The organism is Trichocoleus sp. FACHB-90 (assembly GCF_014695505.1).
GTDB classification, from domain to species: Bacteria; Cyanobacteriota; Cyanobacteriia; order Cyanobacteriales; family FACHB-T130; genus Funiculus; species Funiculus sociatus.
The window spans coordinates 146,095-166,155 of record NZ_JACJOK010000058.1 but is presented as its reverse complement, the minus strand read 5'-3'; the positions used below and the strand labels follow the sequence as shown (position 1 = coordinate 166,155).

11 protein-coding genes are annotated in these 20,061 nt (G+C 46.2%); 3 read left to right on the top strand and 8 right to left on the bottom strand.

From position 1 onward, the window contains the following. The first annotated feature begins 16 nt into the window (after positions 1-16). The 3 genes from psbQ (at position 17) to H6F74_RS17485 (ending at position 2,328) form a co-directional block, all read left to right on the top strand. Entirely contained in the window at positions 17-475 is a 459-nt protein-coding gene (gene psbQ, locus H6F74_RS17495; RefSeq protein ID WP_190443331.1) for a photosystem II protein PsbQ, read from the top strand. Positions 476-579: 104 nt separating this feature from the next. Continuing rightward, positions 580-1,671 carry an FAD-dependent oxidoreductase gene (locus H6F74_RS17490; protein WP_190443329.1) on the top strand — a complete coding sequence of 364 codons (1,092 nt, stop codon included), beginning with the start codon at positions 580-582 and terminating at the stop codon, positions 1,669-1,671. Positions 1,672-1,845: 174 nt separating this feature from the next. Then, positions 1,846-2,328: a hypothetical protein gene (locus tag H6F74_RS17485; RefSeq protein WP_190443327.1), complete on the top strand. Its 483-nt coding sequence runs from the start codon at positions 1,846-1,848 to the stop codon at positions 2,326-2,328. 186 nt (positions 2,329-2,514) lie between these two features. On the opposite strand, the gene H6F74_RS17480 is transcribed toward H6F74_RS17485, so the two are convergent. From H6F74_RS17480 to H6F74_RS17440, 8 genes are all read right to left on the bottom strand, one after another. Continuing rightward, positions 2,515-3,600, bottom strand: a complete 1,086-nt coding sequence (locus H6F74_RS17480; protein WP_190443325.1) for a phosphodiester glycosidase family protein — start codon at positions 3,598-3,600, stop codon at positions 2,515-2,517. Positions 3,601-3,707: 107 nt separating this feature from the next. Beyond that, positions 3,708-4,145: an NUDIX hydrolase gene (locus H6F74_RS17475; protein ID WP_190443323.1), complete on the bottom strand. Its 438-nt coding sequence runs from the start codon at positions 4,143-4,145 to the stop codon at positions 3,708-3,710. Between the two features lie 99 nt (positions 4,146-4,244). Then, a complete protein-coding gene (locus H6F74_RS17470; RefSeq protein ID WP_190443321.1) occupies positions 4,245-6,329 on the bottom strand; it encodes a prolyl oligopeptidase family serine peptidase in 2,085 nt (694 codons plus the stop codon). 76 nt (positions 6,330-6,405) lie between these two features. After that, entirely contained in the window at positions 6,406-7,248 is an 843-nt protein-coding gene (gene blaOXA, locus H6F74_RS17465) for a class D beta-lactamase (protein WP_190443319.1), read from the bottom strand. 229 nt (positions 7,249-7,477) lie between these two features. Continuing rightward, positions 7,478-15,676: a response regulator gene (locus tag H6F74_RS29430; RefSeq protein ID WP_199301334.1), complete on the bottom strand. Its 8,199-nt coding sequence runs from the start codon at positions 15,674-15,676 to the stop codon at positions 7,478-7,480. Between the two features lie 115 nt (positions 15,677-15,791). Further along, positions 15,792-18,668 carry a methyl-accepting chemotaxis protein gene (locus H6F74_RS17450; RefSeq protein ID WP_190443317.1) on the bottom strand — a complete coding sequence of 959 codons (2,877 nt, stop codon included), beginning with the start codon at positions 18,666-18,668 and terminating at the stop codon, positions 15,792-15,794. 128 nt (positions 18,669-18,796) lie between these two features. After that, positions 18,797-19,327 carry a chemotaxis protein CheW gene (locus H6F74_RS17445; RefSeq protein ID WP_190420615.1) on the bottom strand — a complete coding sequence of 177 codons (531 nt, stop codon included), beginning with the start codon at positions 19,325-19,327 and terminating at the stop codon, positions 18,797-18,799. 81 nt (positions 19,328-19,408) lie between these two features. Next, entirely contained in the window at positions 19,409-19,774 is a 366-nt protein-coding gene (locus H6F74_RS17440) for a response regulator (protein WP_190414517.1), read from the bottom strand. Between the last annotated feature and the right edge of the window lie 287 nt (positions 19,775-20,061).

Genomic DNA, 20,061 nt, shown 5'->3' with positions numbered 1-20,061 from the left:
GTTGATTGCAAAAGGAATGCTAAAAGTACGTTTTCGGTCTATTTTGGCTTTGATGCTGGCACTGGTAGCTACATTCACGATCAGTTGCAGTAGTGCAACTACTGCCGCAACAAAATCGGCTCCCAAGTACACGCCGGCTCAGATCGAGCAGATTCAGGAGTATGTTCCAGCGCTTGAGGAATTTCGCGATCGCATGAGTGAACTGCAAACCATGATCCAACAACGGCGATGGGTAGATGTAGGTACGTTCATTCATGGGCCCCTCGGAGAATTGCGGCTAAGCATGAACCGTGTGGCGGCGAACCTGTCCCCCCAGGACAAAGAGACGGCGCGGGAAGCAGCAAAAGATATCTATAGCGATCTCGTAAGGATTGACCAAGCTGCTAAAGAGGCAAATTCTCAGAAAGCCGTGAGTAACTTCCGATCTGTATTGCAGGAGTTCGATGCTTTCTTGAATTTAATTCCCAAAGCCTAAAAAAAAGGCAAAAGGCGATCCCCCTGCCCCCCTTAAAAAGGGGGAGGTAAAAGGTAAAATAAAGAATTCTTATTTTTTGCCTTTTGCCTTTTGCCTTAATTGAAATGAGTCATGTAGTCATAATCGGGTGCGGTGTTGTTGGGGCTGCGATCGCTTATGAACTGAGTCAAATTTCAGGGCTAAGCGTGACAGTTTTGGATAAACAACAACCCGCCCAAGCCTCCACAGGCGCGGCGCTGGGCGTTTTAATGGGCGTTATCAGCCGCAAAATTAAAGGCAAAGCCTGGAAAATGCGGCAAAGTAGCATCCAGCGCTATGAAACTTTAATTCCAGAGTTAGAAACACTTACAGGACGGCAAATTCCCTTTAATAAACAGGGAATTATCATGCTTTGTTTTGAAGGAGAAGATTTAGCTAATTGGGAAAAATTGGTAGAAATTCGCGCTTCTCAAGGCTGGAATCTGGAAATTTGGGATGCTGCCAAACTACAGTCAAACTGTCCTCAACTGAGTAAAGATAAAATTCTCGGTGCTATCTATTCACCCCAAGATCGACAACTCGATCCAACTGCTTTAACTTTAGCTTTGGTTGACGGTGCAGAACGTAACGGCGTTAACTTCAAATTTGGTGTCGCTGTTTTGGAGAATGAATTAACAACGAATGGTGTTTGCAAGCAGATTCAAACAACATCTGAAAAGTTAGATTGTGATTGGCTAATTGTAGCCGCTGGTTTAGGTTCAACTCCCCTCACGGCATCTTTAAAAGAGTCTATTGATATTAAACCAGTGTTGGGACAAGCGTTGCATCTGCGGCTGGCGCAGCCTTTGGGTAATCCTGATTTTCAGCCCGTAATTACTGGCGATGATGTTCATATAGTGCCATGCGGCCCAGGAGAATATTGGGTAGGTGCTACTGTTGAATTTCCCCCAGATGCGGGTGATGTCGTGGCTTCTGGTGCAATGCTAGAGAAGGTTTTAGAGGATGCGTTAGTATTTTGCCCGCCTTTATCCGCAGCCACCATCATCAGAACTTGGTCAGGCTTGCGCCCTCGCCCCGAAGGTCGCCCCGCACCCATCATCGGTCATCTCCCCGGTTACAGCAACGTCCTTCTCGCCACCGGACACTATCGCAACGGTGTGTTACTCGCACCCGCAACCGCAATAGCAATTCGAGAATTAATCTTGTTTAATAGCTAAACTAAAAAGCCACTTATTTAGTAATTTGTAGGTTGGGTTGAACGATAGTGAAACCCAACAACTCACGCTTGTTTACACCAATATTGGGTAAGGTTCCACCAAGCAAACCTAAGTTTTGTTATATATTATGAAATGTAAATAAGATAGAAAAACCTTTTATCCCTAGCTACAAATATGACAGAAAAACTCCTTGGTAAACCCCGTCCCTTGTGGCAAGTGATACTCTTCTCGGTCGCCACGCTGATGCTGTACTACGGCTGGTACAAATGGATTATTCAGGAAGAGTTGCGCCGCTACAACGGGTTTGGGTGGTCGGGAACGCTGTCTTTAGCGCCTTTTGTCTTGGGTGTAGCAATTCCGCAGCTTTTATGGATATTCGATCCTGATGTTCCGGGGTGGTTTGGTTGGTTTTCCTTAGTCGGTATTGCCTGGATTTACATTGTGCAATTCAAGCTTTATAGAACTGTAAACGAACTTTATCGCCAAGCTGGAATGAAGGAACCGCTTGTGGTTTGGTGGATTTTTATACCAGGTTTTAATTTAATTGTCGGCTTGAGACAAATTCACTTCTTAAGCGAGTATTGGGCAATAAAACAGGGGATAGATGTTAAAGATCCGCTTGCTGAAAATATTCCACTTCTCTCAGCGAATGCTTAACAGATGCAGCTTTAATATTTGTCCAATAATATAGACCTAACCCCCTACCCCCTTCCCTTGTAGGGAAGGGGAAAAGCCCTTCTCCCGTAAAAAAAATTTTCCTTTTCCCTCTCCTCTTAGGAGAGGGTTAGGGAGAGGTGGAAAAAGGTTGGGGAGAGGTTAACAATCCTATGTATTGGATGAAGCTTAACCGGGAATAGAGGGACGTTCGCCATCTTGAAAGCGTTGCCAAGACGTTTTTAAAGCGCTAGGAGCGGGATAATTAGTGTCATAAACGACAATTACATTTGTGAGGTTCCGCCCAGCCGGAAGCAAAATTTTACCGTTATGGGCTAAAGCTTCTGAAGCACCGCCATCCAAATTCATCGCTTCAACACAGCCAATTGCCTTCATAATTTCGGCTTCTTGTTGCAATGTTAAACTAGCCAGAAAGCTAATTAAAAATAGTTGTTTTCTATTGGCTGGAAAACCAATGGCGGTGCGATAGCCTTTATTTAAAACATTGGGGTCAGAGAATCCTTCTGATAATGGGGAAAGCCAGATTTTTCCATCCCTGATTAGTCTCGGCCCACAAGTAAGAGAAAACCAGTGTTGATCCCAATTTGGTTTACCTTGCGATCGCGCTGTAATCATTTCTAGCTGATTACCCGCTTTAATCCCCAAAGTAGTGCCATAATTTTCCCAACGGCTGTATTTCAGAAACTTCCCGCCAGCTACCATGTTACCCATAACCACCTTTTTTTCATTTTTACTAAAAAAGGTGCCGTTAGCAACCACTGCGGCCTTCTGACGCGCCACCAGCTTTGCAAAAGGTTCATCGCCAGCGGTCGCAGTTTGAGTGTTAGCATAAGTAGCATTATTAGCTAACCCAATGGTAAGGAAAATTTCCGGGTCGCTGAGGTCAATCGTGGTTTGATAAAAAGATACTCCGGCGACGGTTTTCTTAGTAACTTTTACAGGTTTTCCTTTTAAATTCGGGGTAGGAGTTGGTTTAGGTATAGAAGCAGGTTTTGGTGTAGGCGTACTACTGGGTAAAGGCGCTGATGTGGCAATAGCTTGGGGTATAGGCTGTTGAGTTACGTCTTGTTGAGACTTTTCCCAGAGAGCGATCGCTTTCTCCCATAATTGACCAACAAAATTGATAAAATTGCTGCGATTTTGAGCAATAGAAAAGAATTCCGTTAAGAGTTTAGCTAGTGCTATACCTATTAAAAATAGGAAAGTGCGCCGCAACATTTTACGGCAGCCATTGGGTTGTTTGCGCTCTCGCATACTCAGCTATTTATGTCTATCTATTGATATCAAAAAATACATTTGGATAAGTAGGGTGAGCAATAAACACCCTACAACTATCCTTATAGAATCAGCAATAGCTCAAGCTATTCCGGAGGCGATTGTAAAGTTAATAATGTATCAGGCAAAGCCATAAGAATTTGCTTTAGTTCTGCTTCCTGAATGTGCTTAACTGCTTGTTTAACACTAAGCCACTCTCGCTTTCTTAACTTAGCTTCCGGCCAATCTTCCAGCACCGTTTCAACTTGTAACAAAAAGGTCTCAACTCGACAAGTACGCCCCCACTTTTGATAGTCGTAAGTACCCATTGTTGTAGGCAGTACCTGGCCAATGACTCCAGCTTCTTCCCAGGCTTCCTTTGCTGCCGAATCTTGCGGTGACATCATAAACTCAATCATTCCTTTGGGAATCACCCAGCGTTTCCCTGTCGAAGAAGTGATTAACAAAACTTCGATTTTACCGTTTTTGATCCGGTATGGAATTACCCCCGATTGCTCAATAACTCCGGCTGATTTTGAAATCATACGTCTAATTTTTTTTATTATTTTTTCCAGCGTATTGCTCCCTATATTTGTTAGGTATTAGTTAGTTAGTAAGGTGGGCATCGCCCACCCCACGTTATGTTAAATGTCAACTGCTATGTCCAGAGAACGCACTAAGAAAGCCCACTTGTCTGCAACTTCTTCAATAATTTTAGCTGTTGGCTTCCCAGCACCATGTCCCGCTTTAGTCTCAATTCTAATTAACACCGGATTTTTACCCGCGTGTGCCTCTTGCAAAGCAGCAGCAAACTTGAAACTGTGGGCAGGCACCACGCGATCGTCGTGATCTGCTGTTGTGATCATCGTAGCTGGATAGGACGTTTCGCTTTTTAGATTGTGCAGCGGCGAATAAGCATAAAGCGCCTTAAACTCATCTGGGTTTTCCGCAGAACCATACTCAGAACACCAAGCCCAGCCAATCGTAAACTTATGGAAACGCAACATATCCATCACGCCGACAGCAGGCAATGCCGCACCAAATAAATCCGGGCGTTGTGCCAAACAAGCACCCACTAATAATCCCCCATTGCTGCCGCCGCCGATAGCTAGTTTTGCAGGCTTTGTGTACTTATTGGAAATCAGCCACTCGGCTGCGGTGATGAAATCATCAAAAACATTCTGTTTATTTAGCTTCGTTCCTGCCTGGTGCCATTCCTCACCATATTCACCGCCACCGCGCAGATTGGGAATCGCATAAACTCCGCCCATTTCTAGCCAGATCAAACTCCCAACAGAAAAGCTTGGTGTTAGAGAGACATTGAAACCGCCGTAGCCATAAAGATATGTTGGGTTATTTCCATCCAGTTGCAACCCTTTTTTGTGGGTGATAAACATAGGCACTTGGGTGCCATCTTTGCTGCTGTAAAATACCTGGTTTGTCTCGTAATCGCCGGGATTGAAATCAACCTTGGGTTGGCGGAAAATTTTACTTTCTCCGCTTACCATGTCGTAGTGATAGATAGTTGCTGGTGTGGTAAAGCTGGTGAAACTGTAAAAGGTTTCCGTGTCGTAGCGCTTGCCGCTAAAACCACCAGCAGAACCGATTCCCGGTAATTCGACTTCCCGGACAAATGCGCCATTTAGGTCGAAAATTTTAACTTGTGTGTGGGCATCTTTTAGATAATCAACCACAAATTGATTATTTAGCAGTCCGACACTTTCAAGGACTTCATCGGTTTGGGGGATAATTTCTTGCCATTGCGATCGCGCTGGGTTTTTGGTATCAATAGCAATAACGCGACCGCGTGGCGCATCCAGATCGGTGCGGAACCAGAACACATCACCATCATTGTCGATAAAGCTATAGTTAGCCTCAAACTCGTTAATAAGTTCTACTACCTCAGCATTTGGGTTTTCCAAATCCTTGTAGAAAATCAAATTTTTCGGGTCAGTTCCTAACCAAACGCTGATAATTAGGTAACGTCCGTCCTCAGTTACACCACCGCTGAATCCCCATTCCTTTTGATCCGGGCGATGATAGATCAGAATATCTTCTGACTGTGGTTTACCTAACTGGTGGTAGTAGAGTTTTTGGTAATAATTAACGTCTTCTAATTTTGTTTCTTCGTTGGGTTGGTCGTAGCGACTGTAGAAAAAGCCTTGATTGTCTTTAGTCCAAGATGCGCCAGAGAATTTAATCCATTTTAGATTATCTGATATTTCTTCGCCTGTTTCAATGTCGCGTACTTTCCACTCTTGCCAATCGGAACCAGAGGTAGATAAACCATAGGCCATCAGTTTAGCGTCTTCGCTAATGGAAACGCCAGACAAGGCGACTGTGCCATCTTCTGAAAGCTTATTGGGATCGAGTAAAACTTTTGGTTCAGCGTCGAGGGAAATTAAAGTGTATAAGACGCTTTGATTTTGTAAGCCATCGTTTTTGAAATAGAAGTAGCGAAGTGCGCGATCGCCTTCTTTAAAAGGAATACTAAATTTCTCATAATCCCACAATTGGGTTAGCCGCTGCTTAATCTTTTCGCGGACTGTAATTTCATTTAAGTATTCAAAAGTGACCTGGTTTTGTGCTTCCACCCAAGCCTTTGTTTCATCTGAGTCTGGATCTTCAAGCCATCGGTAAGGATCTTCTACTTTTGTACCGTGATAGTCATCAACTTGATCGACTTTTTGGCTAGTTGGGTAGGCTAGGGGTTTATCTGGATATGACATAGGGTTAGACTTTAGGCAACACTGTCCAGTCTAGCGTCAGATTTACTCTATGTTCGCGCGCCCTAGATTATTGGTTTCACAGCAGCCCTAATTCTGTCAAAATTTGCTTAGTTAGCTGGATTCGTTTTTTCATGAGTGCTTCTTTAGAAGTAGCTTCTAGGTTAGTAGCAAAGAAATAAACATTGTCTTCTCTTTCTAAATAACCAATAAACCAACCTAAAGCTTTTCCATTAACTACCCCACTTAAACCTGTTTTTCCACTAAGTTTGTAAGAATTAGTTTTTTCTAAAACCAGAATATCTTTGACAATATCAGTTGTGCGCTTGGATACAGATAATTCCTCATTGTAGAACTTCTTTAAGAATTCCACTTCTTCATTTGGCGATATTTCCAAGGAACTACCAAGCCAAAACTGGTCGATTGGCCCAGAAATATCTTCATTTCCATACTGGAATTGCTGGAGATATTTGTTGTATCTTTCCTTACCTACTTGTTTAGCAATCTCTTGATAATACCAGACAACCGAGTATTTCATTCCTGAACGAAGGCTGTTATCCTGTTGCCACTCGGCAGGCCACCATGCCTCAGATGGATGCTTGTCACTAGCGTAAGGAGTTATAACATTTTCGTCTTTAACAACACCAGTTTCTAAGGCAATTAATGCGTTAGGAATTTTAAAGGTTGAGTGGGGGCTAAATCTTTGGCGACAACGCGATTCATTGTATCGAATATACTTATTGTTCTTGAGATCGTATAGAACAAAAGCACCCTCAGTATCTTTAAAAAGTGGATTTAAAACTGATTCATTAGCATTACTTACGGGAATGGGGTTAGTTACGGGAATATGATTTACTATAAATACGAATGACAGAGAAAGTATAAATAATATAAGTGCTGACAAGAGTTTTGGAGTTTTCATTTTTAAGAAATTGGCGATCTGTTTACTTCAATACAACCTCATAAGCTTATCAGGTGTATGGGTTAATTCTGTTGAGCAAAAATGCCATCATTTTTAACTGATGTCCAAAAGATGCGATTTTAACTGGTGTCCAAAAGATGCGATCGCGTCCTTTTTCTCATAACCAATATAAAAATGCGGGCAATATGTAGAGACGTATACAACGTCTCTACATATTGCCCATACTTAGTTAAGCGTTGCTATTGATACTCAGCAACACCTCACCTTTAATCATTCGCTGCGCTGCATCGAGAAGCACCTCTTCCAAATAAGGCTTGGTAAAGTAACCCTTAGCTCCAAATTGAGCTGCCATTTGCTGGTGCTTGCTAGCGCCGCGAGAGGTCAGCATTGCCACTGGCAGATGGCTGAGTGTGGGGTCTTTCTGAATCCGCGAGAGCAGCTCCAGACCGTCCATGCGGGGCATTTCAATGTCACAGAAGACAATCTCGCAAGGTAGACCTGAGCGGAGCTTATCCCAGGCTTCCTGACCGTCACGGGCTTGTTCCACGCGGTATCCCGCCTTGTTGAAGGTCATAGAGAGCAGTTCGCGCACCGTAATCGAGTCATCCACAATCAAGACCATCGGATCGGTCTTAACCTCTGGAACTTCCACAGGCGCAGGAACACCACTCTTATCCCACAGAGACACGCCACGGTCTTTTCCGATTCGTCCCGTTGCTAAGTCAATCAGCTCTAGAACGTCGGCAATAGGCATAATCCGACCATCCCCCAGGACAGTAGCACCAGCAACGCCAAGGGGCTTGGGTACAGGGCCTTCCAGTTGCTTAATTACAATTTCCTGCTCGCCTAACACCTGATCCACCTGGACGGCAATGTAGTTGCCAGAACTGCGTAGCACCACAACCGAAATCATATCGTCGTCCCGTTTGCCGCCATAAACGTTGCCTCGACTGAGGTGACGATTGTATGTCAGCAATTCACTAAGAGGTTGGAAGGGCATTAGTGAATCGCGCCAGTAGATACAGGTCTGACCTTCAGCGTTAGTTTGGATGCGTTCTTGAGGCACATCCAGCATATCTTCCACCCCATCCATTGGGAAGGCAATGCGGGTTCTGTCGATCAGGCAGCAGAGGGCTTTACAGATACTTAAGGTGAGGGGTAGGCGGACGGTAAAGGTGGTTCCCTTGCCCAACGTGGAGTCTGTGTTAATGACACCGCGAATTTCGGTCAAGTTTTCCCGAACTACGTTCATCCCAATACCACGACCTGCGAATTCGTCTTCTTTGTCTTTGGTAGTAAAACCGGGGTGGAACAGCAGATCGTACACATCCAAACGGGTCATGGTTGTGGCTTGATCTGGGGTAATCAAACCCTTTTCAATCGCTTTGCTTTTCACCCTTTCGGCATCAACACCTGCTCCATCATCGGATACAGAAATCACGGTTTGGTTGCCTTGGTGGAAAGCGCGGATGGTAATCCGACCTACTGGCGGTTTACCAGCAGCTTTACGCACTTCTGGGGTTTCAATGCCGTGGGTAATGGCATTGTTAATCAGGTGCGTCATCGGGTCGGAGAGGTGTTCGAGGATCACTTTGTCGAGCAAGGTTTCCCGACCTTCTATGTGCAGTTCTGCTTGCTTGCCACAACGGATAGAAATGTCGCGCACGGCACGGGGTAAGCGATCGGCTGTATTGGCAAAAGGCACCATTCGACTTCGCGTCAGCCCTTCTTGCAGCTGAGACGTTATCTGCCGGAGCATCCGAGCCACCTGATCGGTTTCATCGACCAGGAATTCGATGTCAGCAGCCGACTCTCGGACTCGGACAATCAGCTCAATGATTTCCTGGGATAAGGTGTGGAAAGGCGTAAACAAATCGAGTTCTAGCTCACCCAAACCAAATCGGCTATTTGGGGGGGTATTATCTTGGGATTGGGAATCGCGATCGCCGCGTGGGTTGAACCGATTACCCTGACGGCTGGCGAGGAGGGAGCTTTCCAGAAGCGATCGCTCATACCGATCCTGCATTCTCGCACCCACATCGCTGAGTTGCTGTACCTGGTGCAGTAAGTTATCCAAGAATTGCCGCAGGCGTTCTTGATCCTGCTCCAAGGTGTTGCGGTTCACGACCAATTCCCCAACCAGGTTGCTGAGGTTATCCAGATGTTTGACTGGCACCCGCATTGTTTGCTCAAACACCTTAATTTGGCGGGTACGATTCACCGGGCGAACTGGACTAGAGCTGGTTTTCGCACTCCTTGGTACGCCCATTGTCTCCTCAGCTTGCCCCAGCAGTATCTCCAAATCCCCAAATTCATCATCAATAGTGTTGCTTGCGGGTGCAGCGCTCTTGGATGCCTGCTTCGCTTTGGGAGTAATGGCCTGCGGTTCATCTCCTAGTAAGGCTTCCAGGTCAGCAAACTCATCGAGTATATCTGCTGATGCCGTCTCCTGTTCACCCAGCAAGGAATCTAACTCGTCAAACTCATTGTTTAGTACCAGGTCAGGGGTTATTTGATCCCCGATTGCATCCTCACCCAGCAAGGAATCTAACTCGTCAAACTCATCTGCTCCCAAAAATTCGGCGGTTGATACCTTGTCTTCTTCAAAAGACAGAGAGTTAAAATCAGCGGTGCTTAGTCCTTCAGTCGTTTCAGAAGTCTCTATATCATTTTCTTCTTCTGCTGTCAAGCCCCAAAGCGCTTCTATCTGATTCAGCTGATTTGTAGCGATCGCTAAATCTTGTGAAGGCATCTGGGCAGTAAATAGATCCTCCTCAAAATCTAGCATATCTCCGATTTCGGCTGGCTCAACACCTAACAAATCCGCTTGGGTCAAGTCCGCATCTTCAGGCACGGCTGCTGACAGCATATCCCAGTCTGCATCCAGTTCACTACCCAACAAATTATCTGCATCCAAATCTAGCGCCTCATTAGTTGCAGACACATCCTCACCGAACATATCTTCCAGATTTTCGGTGGGTGACATTGCTGCTGGTGAGATATCCCACGCGGCGTTCATGTCGTCGCTGGCAAACAAATCTTCAGTAGTTCCAGACAAATCCTCACCGAACATACCGTCCATTTCGGCTGGTGTTGCAGACAAATCCTCACCGAACATATCGTCCATTTCGGCTTCGGCTAGTGGCATCGAAGACATATCCCACTCAGCGTTCATGTTGTCGCTGGCAAACAAATCTGACTCTGATAGTTCCAGCGATTCCGTACTTCCAGACAAATCCTCACCGAACATATCGTCCAGATTTTCGGCTGGTGTGGCTGACAAATCCTCACCGAACATATTGTCCAGATTGTCGAGTTCCAGCGATTGAGTAGTTCCAGACAAATCCTCACCGAACATATCGTCCAGATTTTCAGCTTCGACTGGTGGTGTGGCTGACAAATCCTCACCGAACATATCGTCCAGATTGTCGAGTTCCAGCGATTGAGTAGTTCCAGACAAATCCTCACCGAACATATCGTCCAGATTGTCGAGTTCCAGCGATTGAGTAGTTCCAGACAAGTCCTCACTGAACATATCGTCCAGATTTTCGGCTGCTGGCATTGCAGCTGGCATTGCAGACAAATCCTCACCGAACATATCGTCCATTTCGGCTTCGGCTGCTGGCATTGCAGACAAATCCTCACCGAATATATCGTCCATTTCGGCTTCGGCTGCTGGCAAATCCTCACCGAACATATTGTCCAGATTGTCGAGTTCCAGCGCCTCAGTAGTTCCAGACAAATCCTCACCAAACATATCGCCCATTTCGGCTTCGGCTGCTGACAAATCCTCACCGAACATATTGTCCAGATTGTCGAGTTCCAGCGCTTGAGTAGTTCCAGACAAATCCTCAACGAACATATTGTCCATCTCGGCTGGTGTGGCTGACAAATCCTCACCGAACATATTGTCCATCTCGGCTGGTGTGGCTGACAAATCCTCACCGAACATATTGTCCAGATTGTCGAGTTCCAGCGCTTGAGTAGTTCCAGACAAATCCTCACCGAACATATTGTCCATCTCGGCTGGTGTGGCTGACAAATCCTCACCGAACATATCGTCCATTTCGGCTGGTGTGGCTGACAAATCCTCACCGAACATATTGTCCAGATTGTCAAATTCCAGCGATTGAGTAGTTCCAGATAAATCCTCACCGAACATATCGTCCATTTCGGCTTCGGCTGGCGTGGCTGACAAATCCTCACCGAACATATTGTCCATTTCGGCTGGTGTGGCTGACAAATCCTCACCGAACATATTGTCCATTTCGGCTGGTGTGGCTGACAAATCCTCACCGAACATATCGTCCATTTCGGCTTCGACTGGTGCCATTGAAGACATATCCCACTGGGCGTTCATGTCATCGCTGGCAAACAAACCTGACTCTGATAGTTCCAGCGCCTCAGTAGTTCCAGACAAATCCTCACCGAACATATTGTCCATTTCGGCTGGTGTGGCTGACAAATCCTCACCGAACATATCGTCCAGATTGTCGAGTTCCAGCGATTCCGTACTTCCAGATAAATCCTCACCAAACATATCGTCCATTTCGGCTTCGACTGGTGGTGGTGTGGCTGACAAATCCTCACCGAACATATTGTCCAGATTATCGGCTGGTGTGGCTGACAAATCCTCACCGAACATATTGTCCAGATTGTCGAGTTCCAGCGCTTGAGTAGTTCCAGACAAATCCTCACCGAACATATCGTCCATTTCGGCTTCGGCTGCTGGTGTTGCAGACAAATCCTCACCGAACATATTGTCCATTTCGGCTGGTGTTGCAGACAAATCCTCACCGAACATATCGTCTAGATTTTCGGCTTCGGCTGCTGGCATCGAAGACATATTCCACTCAGCGTTCATGTCGTCGCTGGCAAACAAACCTGACTCTGATAGTTCCAACGCCTCAGTGGTTCCAGATAAATCCTCACCGAACATATCGTCCAGGTTTTCAGATGGTGTGGCTGACAAATCCTCACCGAACATATCGTCCATTTCAGCTTCGGATGCTGGCATCGAAGACATATCCCAGCCAGCGTTCATGTCGTCGCTGGCAAATAAATCCTCATCTGATAGTTCCAGTGCCTCAGTAGTTGCTGACAAATCCTCACCGAACATCGACTCGATGTTTTCGGCTTCTATTGGTGGCACCGTTGCTGAGGGAATTTCCCAGTCTGGGTCAGTTTCACTAGATAACAGGTTTTGTTCATTCCAATCCAAAGCATCTGTACTTGAAGATGGTTCGGTATCAAACACAACTAGGCTATTTTCTGCGTCATCAAAAACTGATGATTCTAAAGACGTGTCCGCTGTATTAAATAAGTCATCCGAGGATGGAAGGGTTGCTGACTCACTTAAGCTTGTGTCAACCAGCTCAGTGATATTATCGTCTTGGGTAGTATCAAAAGCATCCGCATCTGTATTTGCTTCGGATAGGTTAAAGCCCGTTAAGTCTAGGCTGCTATCCCAGTCAGAAGTTTCAGTTGCTTCTGGTTCTTCACTAAAGAAGTTATCCAGTGCTGTATGGGGGGTTTCTTCGTTGAGTTCGGTGAAGTCTAAGTTCAGCGGTTCGTCTAGATATTCGTTAACATTTTCCTCTGGTGCCGCGCTTTCGGCTGCACTATCCCAATCCATGTTGAAGGGACTGGGGTGAGGACTGTCTAAATCAAGCAATTCCAGTGCATCTGTTGTGGTTGCTGTTTCTGAGGTTTCAGAGAGTGCAAATGGATCGCCTGCTGCCCATTCACTGGGTATTTCCAGATTATCTAAAGCTGATAATGGATCTTCAAGCTGAGTTTGATTAAATTCCTGGCTGTTTGGATCTTCGTCTGCTGAGGTTGATTCTGATAGAACTGGGTTGTCGATTGTATCCCACGCCAAGTCTGCTGCTGACCCGTTTTCTGTGTCTGCTGGATTGGTGTCTTCAGTATTGGACGTGAAGGGCCAGTTAAAGTCAAGGTTCACATCATTTACAGCATTGGTTTCGGTAGAAGCGATCGCATCCTCATCTGGCATAGCTTCGCCTACCCCATCCAAACCAAACACTTCTAATTCCTCTGCGGTACTTCCATTTTCCTCAAGCCAAAGGTCGCCGTTTTCGTCTAGCACCAGTTCTTCTAAAACATTCTGACTCTCTGGTGTAGCCACTGGGGTTTCAAACAAATTCAAGTTGCTAAAGTCTGGTTCTTCTTCCCAACCAGCATCTGTCGTCCAACTTTCGTCATCTGCCATCATACCGCCGTTCAAATTGTCGCTCAAAGCGGCATCTGCATTTAGCTCATCGGCAAACATCGAATCTGACCAATCTTCAGGAGAACTGGTCAAAGATGGTTCTGTTTCTGAAACACCATCAAGTATTTGCAAATCTTCACTCGACCAGTCCGCAGTCCAGTCATCTGCTGCGTCTGTGGTGGACATCACTGGTTGAGTGTCCCAATCTTCTAGTTCGTTGTCGGAAGTTTCTCCTGTCAATTCAAAGTCGAACGACTCCAGTGAATCAGGTGCTGCATCGAAAATAGATTCATTTTCGTCGGTATCTGTACCCACAGCATTCCCATCCTCGCCAAATGATTCTTCCAAGTCTGCCGCTGCTACAGCCATTTCCACATTGTCAGCAGCCAGAATGACAACCAAATCTTCATCACTCAGTTCGGTTGCTTCTGTGGCTGTTGTTGCGATTTCTGGTGAATCGGATTCTTCCTCGTCTATGAAATTATCGTCCCAGAGACTGCTTAAATCTTCTGATGTCGTATTGAGCGAACTATCGTCCTCAAATAGCATATCGGCAAAGCCATCATCAACCGATTGGAGAGAAGGTTGCTCATCTACTGTTGCTTCGTCTACAAAGTCTTCGCCAAATAAATTGGTTAATTCGTCTCCCCCTGTGGCTGTGGGGGAGGGTTTTGCTACTCCACTTAATGAATCGCCCAAAAGATCGGAAAAATCATCGAAAGAATCGCCTTCTTCGTCAAAATCGCTTTCCCCGTGGCGCTCATTTACCAGGTCATGACCAACATCGCTGAGGACTTCTTCTTCTTGCCAGGTTTCATCTAGTTCCGGACTTTCGCCTTCAAAGAGGTCTGCGAGGCTGTTGAGTTCTGCCATCCCCACTTCTGGCCCGCTGGGGTCGGCGCGGTGGGTGGCTGATTCTTTACTCCGACCTTTGTTATTAGCTGGCTCAAAGAACATATTATCTACGTCTGGCGAAAGGGCTTGTTCCTGCCAAGAAGTAGCGCCAGAGGACACGGAGGCAACGATTTCTTCTTGGATTGGCGTATCGGCGTAGCGATCGCCATCAATGGCCGCGTGATGATTGTGGAGATTTCCCGCCTCTACTGCCAATACGGTGCGATCGCTTGTATGGTGTGCTGACTCAAAAGTAGCGATCGCTCCCTGGAGATAGTTTTCTGCTTCGTAAGTTTCACCAATCGCGACTACAGCAGTTAACGGTATCAGTGCTTTTAGCTGGGAACTTGGCTCTATTGATGTTTCCCGACCTGCCAACACCAGTTCTTGAGCTTGTTTTATTTCTTTAATAACGACGCTGGCCAGAGTGCGATAGGAATTTTCTGGATTAGCGATCGCGCTTCCAGCTGTCCGAATCAGCTGCGACCATTTTGGCAACTCAAATTGCTCGCCCAAAAGCTCTAAACTGCCGCAGATTTCCTGAAGTTTTTCCCTACACCTGGCAGAGTCCGGCTGCTTAAATAACTGCAACATCTCCCGCAGCTGGCTCAGCACATCGCTTGTAAATACGCTTTTTTGCGCCTGCCCATCTCGAACGCTGCTCCCAGCGTACTGTGCAGACATTACCATTGGTGCCTCAGCCTTAGTGCTGTTAGCCGCCTCTAAAGCCATGCCACCAGCCCCGCCCACCAGTAACGCCATGTGCTGGTTGAGTTCCTCAAATACAGGCTCCACCCCTGACATGATGCTGTTGCCAATATCTTCCGTCAGACCGAACGGGCCGCTTAGTTGCTCTATCAGTTCCTTGAGAGTATCAGAAACTCGCAAAAATAGGGACTCCAGCTTTTGGTCAATCTTCACCGGACACTCTTTGAGAATTTTAAAAGAGTCTTCTAAGCGGTGGGAGGCTTTCTGAATGCTATTGAGTCCTAGCATTGCCGCCCCTCCTTTAACCGAATGGGCGGCGCGGAATACTTCATTTACCATTTCCGGGTCTTCAATCGTGCTTTGCAGATTCATCAAACCCTGTTCAATGGTGTTGAGGTGGTCTTTAGCCTCCTCAATAAAGTAGCCCATGATTCGCTGTTGTTGTTCCGGCTGCATAGCAGTGTCCCTATCAGTGCTGAGTGCTAAGTGCTGAGTGCGTAGCACAGGTGTCTCGCCTGTGTGTCCTGATGATTGCTGAGTGCTGTCTCTTGAGTAGATTGCTTTTAATGTACCCAATCTACTCAAAATCGACATCACCAGTCATTAGTCATTAGTCGTTAGTCAGTCTTCAGGCAAGATTCAACTTCTTGAAACGAAGTCATGTTTTAACAACTTTCCCACCTGACAACCTGACAACGCCAACTGACCCTTATTTTCCCTCGGTAGCTTCGATGCGGAAGCGTTCCACGGAAGTCAGCAAATCTCGCGCCACGCCGACCAGATTTTGCAGCGCATTGGACACCCTCTGAGCTTCCTGTGAAGTTTCTTGCGCGGTCAGTTCCACCGACTGCATCACCTGAGCCACAGCAGAAGAAGTTTCTGTCTGTTCCACAGTGTCAGCGGTAATCGAACGCACTAGCGCATCAATGCGATTTGACACCTGAATGATGTCTTCTAGACTGCGCTTTGCCTGTTCTGCCCGTTTAGTTCCCTCAATTACCTGCTGGGTGCCTTCTTCCATTGCCGTCATCACCGAACCCGTTTCCTGCTGGATTTGTAACACGATCTGCTCAATTTCCTTAAGAGCTTTCGCGGCTCGGTCTGCCAGTTGTCGCACTTCATCTGCCACCACCGCGAAGCCGCGACCCGCTTCGCCAGCCCGTGCTGCCTCAATACTGGCATTTAACGCCAACAGGTTAGTACGGGAGGCAATTCCGGAAATCAAGGCGACGATCTTGGAAATTTCCTGGGAAGATTCCGCAAGTCTCTTGACTTTTCGAGTAGTTTCTGCTACTGTTTCCCGAATTTGCAGAATACCAGCAACCGTTCTTTCCACCGACTCCCCACCCCGAAGGGCAGTAGCAGAGGCGGCGCGGGCAACATCTTCCGCTTCTCGTGCATTCTCGGCAACGCGCTGAATCGATCCGGTCATCACCTGAACCGAGTTCAGAGTTACTGCCAACTCTTCTGCCTGACGCAAGGCATCGCTTGACAGACTACGGGCGAAAGATTCGCTATCAGTAGCATTTTTACTAACTTGTCGCGCAGCCATTTTCACCTGCTGCACAATTTCCCGCAGGTTTTGAATTGTCAGGTTAAACGAGTCGGCAACCGCTCCCAACACGTCGGCGGTGACTTCTGCTTGTACGGTGAGATCCCCACGAGCAGCACCTTCTACGTCATCCAGCAGTCGAATAACTTGCCGTTGTAAGTCTTCTTTGGCTTGCTCTTGCTCTTCGGCTTTACGTTGGGATTCTGATGTGGTAATCAGGATAACGCGAGACATTTGGTTAAAGCCAGCGGCTAGGGTGCCAAATTCGTCTTCTGTGTAGACGGTAGCTTGAGCGTTGAAATTGCCACTGGAAACTGATTCAAATTGGTTTTGCAGGTCTTCAGTGGCTCTTTTAATTTGTTGGGTAGTGATTCGCCCTAAAGCTAAAGTTGTGCCAAAGCTGGCGGCACCTGCAAAGAGAGTCATGACCCAGCCAGTGCTGCGGAGATGGTTAACAATCGGGCCTTTGTTGGCTGCGGGAGAGGCGTTGGCGGAGATTTGGCTAACTACGGCGACGACGATGGCGGAAACTACTCCTGCGATCGCAGCTGCAATCAGCGGTTTTCTTTTTAAAGGAGCATTTTCATAGAAAGCAAGCGGCCCTTGCTCAACCGTAACGTTTGCCTCAGCTCTGGTAACATCTGGGGAAAAGTGCGGTACTTGTTCGCTAGTTCCAGTGAAGGTGAAATTTTCATCATCCTGAACGCTAGTACCCAGCTCGCCAGCTTGTCCAGATGGAATTCGCTTATCTACTTTCCGGACAAAATCTTTGGGCGAAGATCGCCGGCTAATTCCACTCAAGTCTGAACCCGAAGTGAATCCTTGACTATTGCCTTCACGTTGCAAATCGAAATCTGGAATACTAGCTAAATCATCGCCAAAATCACCAAATTCGTCTAAAAAGTCGCTGCTACTTGTATTTAGTCCGCTACTACTCGGAGTATCTGATGAAAGCGAATCCAACGAGTCATAGTTAATTGCTTCGTCAAAAGCCTCAAAATCAAAATGCTCTTGAGCGCTGTTGCCGTTTTGGTCAGAGTGAGATACAAAAGTTACGTCTTCTTGGTAAGGATGACTCTCAAACGACCGATTTCGGGAGCCTATCGAGTCACTTATCGTTCCATACGGTTCGGTGTCGTCTGTGGAACCCAGGCTATCATATCCAAAACTGTCGTCTGGAGTTAGATCGTTTTCCAGCTCTTTTGCCCTCATTAAAAGAGTTTCATCTTCAAGAGGGAAGCGCTCGAAATTGTTTGCTTCTAAAGAGTCAGCAGCATTTGGAAGTTCATATGTCGAACTTTGACTAATGTCGAATGTGTCATCACCTGAAAATTCATCATTCGGCAGTTCATCAAAGTCACTAAAGGCATCGATAGGAAAAGCCGAATTGTTTGAATCTGCTACCGGATCGTCTAGGTCGTTTTCAGACCACGATTGTACAAACGGATCGTGATAGCTTGCTGGTGTCTCCAGAGTTGAATTTTCAAAAGCCTGATTACCAAAAGGATCAGCCTCTGGGTAAGCCTCTATATCTTGAAAATCTCCAGAGTCAAAATCATCTAGAGAGCCGAAATTTTCCGTCTCCATGTCTGAAGCTGGCGAGGAATTCCATGCTTCGTTAGCGTCTGGATCTTCCAGAGAATTCCATGTCCCTATTTCTTCGGGAATATAATTGCCACCATCCGCGAATTCTTCGTGGTTGCCTGACTCATAGGTTTCAACTGGCGTATCAGATACACCAACTGATTCCGAGTAGTTTTGACAAGAAACAGCGTATTCTATTCCATTGTTGGCACAATCAATAAATTCTGCATTGTCAGTGAGGCTAGACACCAACTCATATTGTTCCCGTGCGATGTCATACTGCCGTAACCCATAACAGTAAATATGACCTTTCAGGATTCGAGCATTCGGATCATCCGGATAATGTTCGACCAAGCGATCGATAATAGTAGCCGCCTCTTCGTAGTTACCCAGAGTGTATGCCGAAAAGGCGTGTTGATATTCTTGTGAGTAATCGGTACTTGATTTCATTTGCCTTCCCCAGCTAAAGAAGTAAAAAGTAAAAAGTAAAAAGTAAAAAGTAAAAATCAAGAAAAAAAGAAATATAAAACTGCAAAAAAGTTTTTTCTTTTGCCTTTTGCCTTTTTACTTTTGCCTTTTCATGCCGCCCACCGCGCTGAGCGAACAATTGCCACTTGGTCTAACAATCTCAGAAACTGATTGCTGGCTTCATCTAACAACCACTCGCCTCGCAAAAAAGGCGCCATACTGTCTGGAACGTTGGTTAGCATTTGCACCTGATCGATATCAAGCCAGTCCATCCCTACAATACGGTCAACAGCTAAACCTAACATAGTGTCCTGGTCTTCAACCGCAATCACCGGAATTTCCGGTTTATCTGTATTCAAAGGTTGGGAATCCCCTAAAAATTGACCCAAGTCTGCCACCCAAATCACTTGTCCGCGCCAGTTTAGTGTTCCCAATAGTAAGGGAGAAGCATTGGGAATGGGAGTAATCCTGTCTGGTGACGAGGAAATCACTTCGCGGATTCCACTTGCTCCCAAGGCAAACTCATTACCTGAAGGAACGTAGAAACGCAAATGTAATTCGCCTTCAGGACTCTCTAGTTCCTGAAAATCCGGTGAGTGATCTTGACCGCTGCTTGTTAAAAAGTCTGGATTGCCTACCATTCCATCTCCTCTAATTAAAAATCAAAAATTAAAAATGAAGAAAAAGTTTTTAAGTTTTCATCTTTAATTTTTAATTGATTTTTAGCCTCGTAGCAGCTGTTTTACCGTACCAATCAGCTCGGTTGGCTGAAAAGGTTTGGCTATGTAAGCATCTGCACCTTGTTTCATGCCCCAATAGCGGTCAAATTCTTCTCCTTTCGAGGAACACATTACAACTGGAACATTCTGAGTTTTTGGGTCAGCTTTGAGCCGACGGCAAACCTCATAACCATTCATCCGAGGCATAACAATATCCAATACCACCAAATCGGGGCAAGACTTGAGAATTTGTTCCAAGGCTTCTACGCCATCAGTGGCAATTGTAACTGTCAACCCACTTCCTTTTAGGAGGTCTGAGATCATTGCCCGTTGGGCGGGACTGTCTTCTACAACCAGAACTACACTCATAACTCTCTACCTCCCTGTCTGCCGGTTCAAACATGAACGCTCACGACTCACGCTTGGTTCACCCATAGACCTTCTAATAATTCAAGTATCCCATCTAACTTTAGACTCATGCCGGGGCTAAGTTTACATATATACTGATTTGCTCCGGCGCTGATGACTCCAGTGGTGTCTGATAGTCGATAGTCTGTAGTTCACCGTCCCTAGTCCATAGTCTATTCCTAGATTAATCATTAACTAAGCCAAAGCCCCAAGCCGGGGCAATTTTTTAGTAGAAGAGGGAAAAAATT

Coding starts and splice junctions, on each gene's coding strand:
- psbQ (WP_190443331.1), top strand. CDS start 17: ATGCTAAAAGTACGTTTTCGGTCTATTTTGGCTTTGATGCTGGCACTG.
- H6F74_RS17490 (WP_190443329.1), top strand. CDS start 580: ATGAGTCATGTAGTCATAATCGGGTGCGGTGTTGTTGGGGCTGCGATC.
- H6F74_RS17485 (WP_190443327.1), top strand. CDS start 1,846: ATGACAGAAAAACTCCTTGGTAAACCCCGTCCCTTGTGGCAAGTGATA.
- H6F74_RS17480 (WP_190443325.1), bottom strand. CDS start 3,600: ATGCGAGAGCGCAAACAACCCAATGGCTGCCGTAAAATGTTGCGGCGC.
- H6F74_RS17475 (WP_190443323.1), bottom strand. CDS start 4,145: ATGATTTCAAAATCAGCCGGAGTTATTGAGCAATCGGGGGTAATTCCA.
- H6F74_RS17470 (WP_190443321.1), bottom strand. CDS start 6,329: ATGTCATATCCAGATAAACCCCTAGCCTACCCAACTAGCCAAAAAGTC.
- blaOXA (WP_190443319.1), bottom strand. CDS start 7,248: ATGAAAACTCCAAAACTCTTGTCAGCACTTATATTATTTATACTTTCT.
- H6F74_RS29430 (WP_199301334.1), bottom strand. CDS start 15,676: ATGTCGATTTTGAGTAGATTGGGTACATTAAAAGCAATCTACTCAAGA.
- H6F74_RS17450 (WP_190443317.1), bottom strand. CDS start 18,668: ATGAAATCAAGTACCGATTACTCACAAGAATATCAACACGCCTTTTCG.
- H6F74_RS17445 (WP_190420615.1), bottom strand. CDS start 19,327: ATGGTAGGCAATCCAGACTTTTTAACAAGCAGCGGTCAAGATCACTCA.
- H6F74_RS17440 (WP_190414517.1), bottom strand. CDS start 19,774: ATGAGTGTAGTTCTGGTTGTAGAAGACAGTCCCGCCCAACGGGCAATG.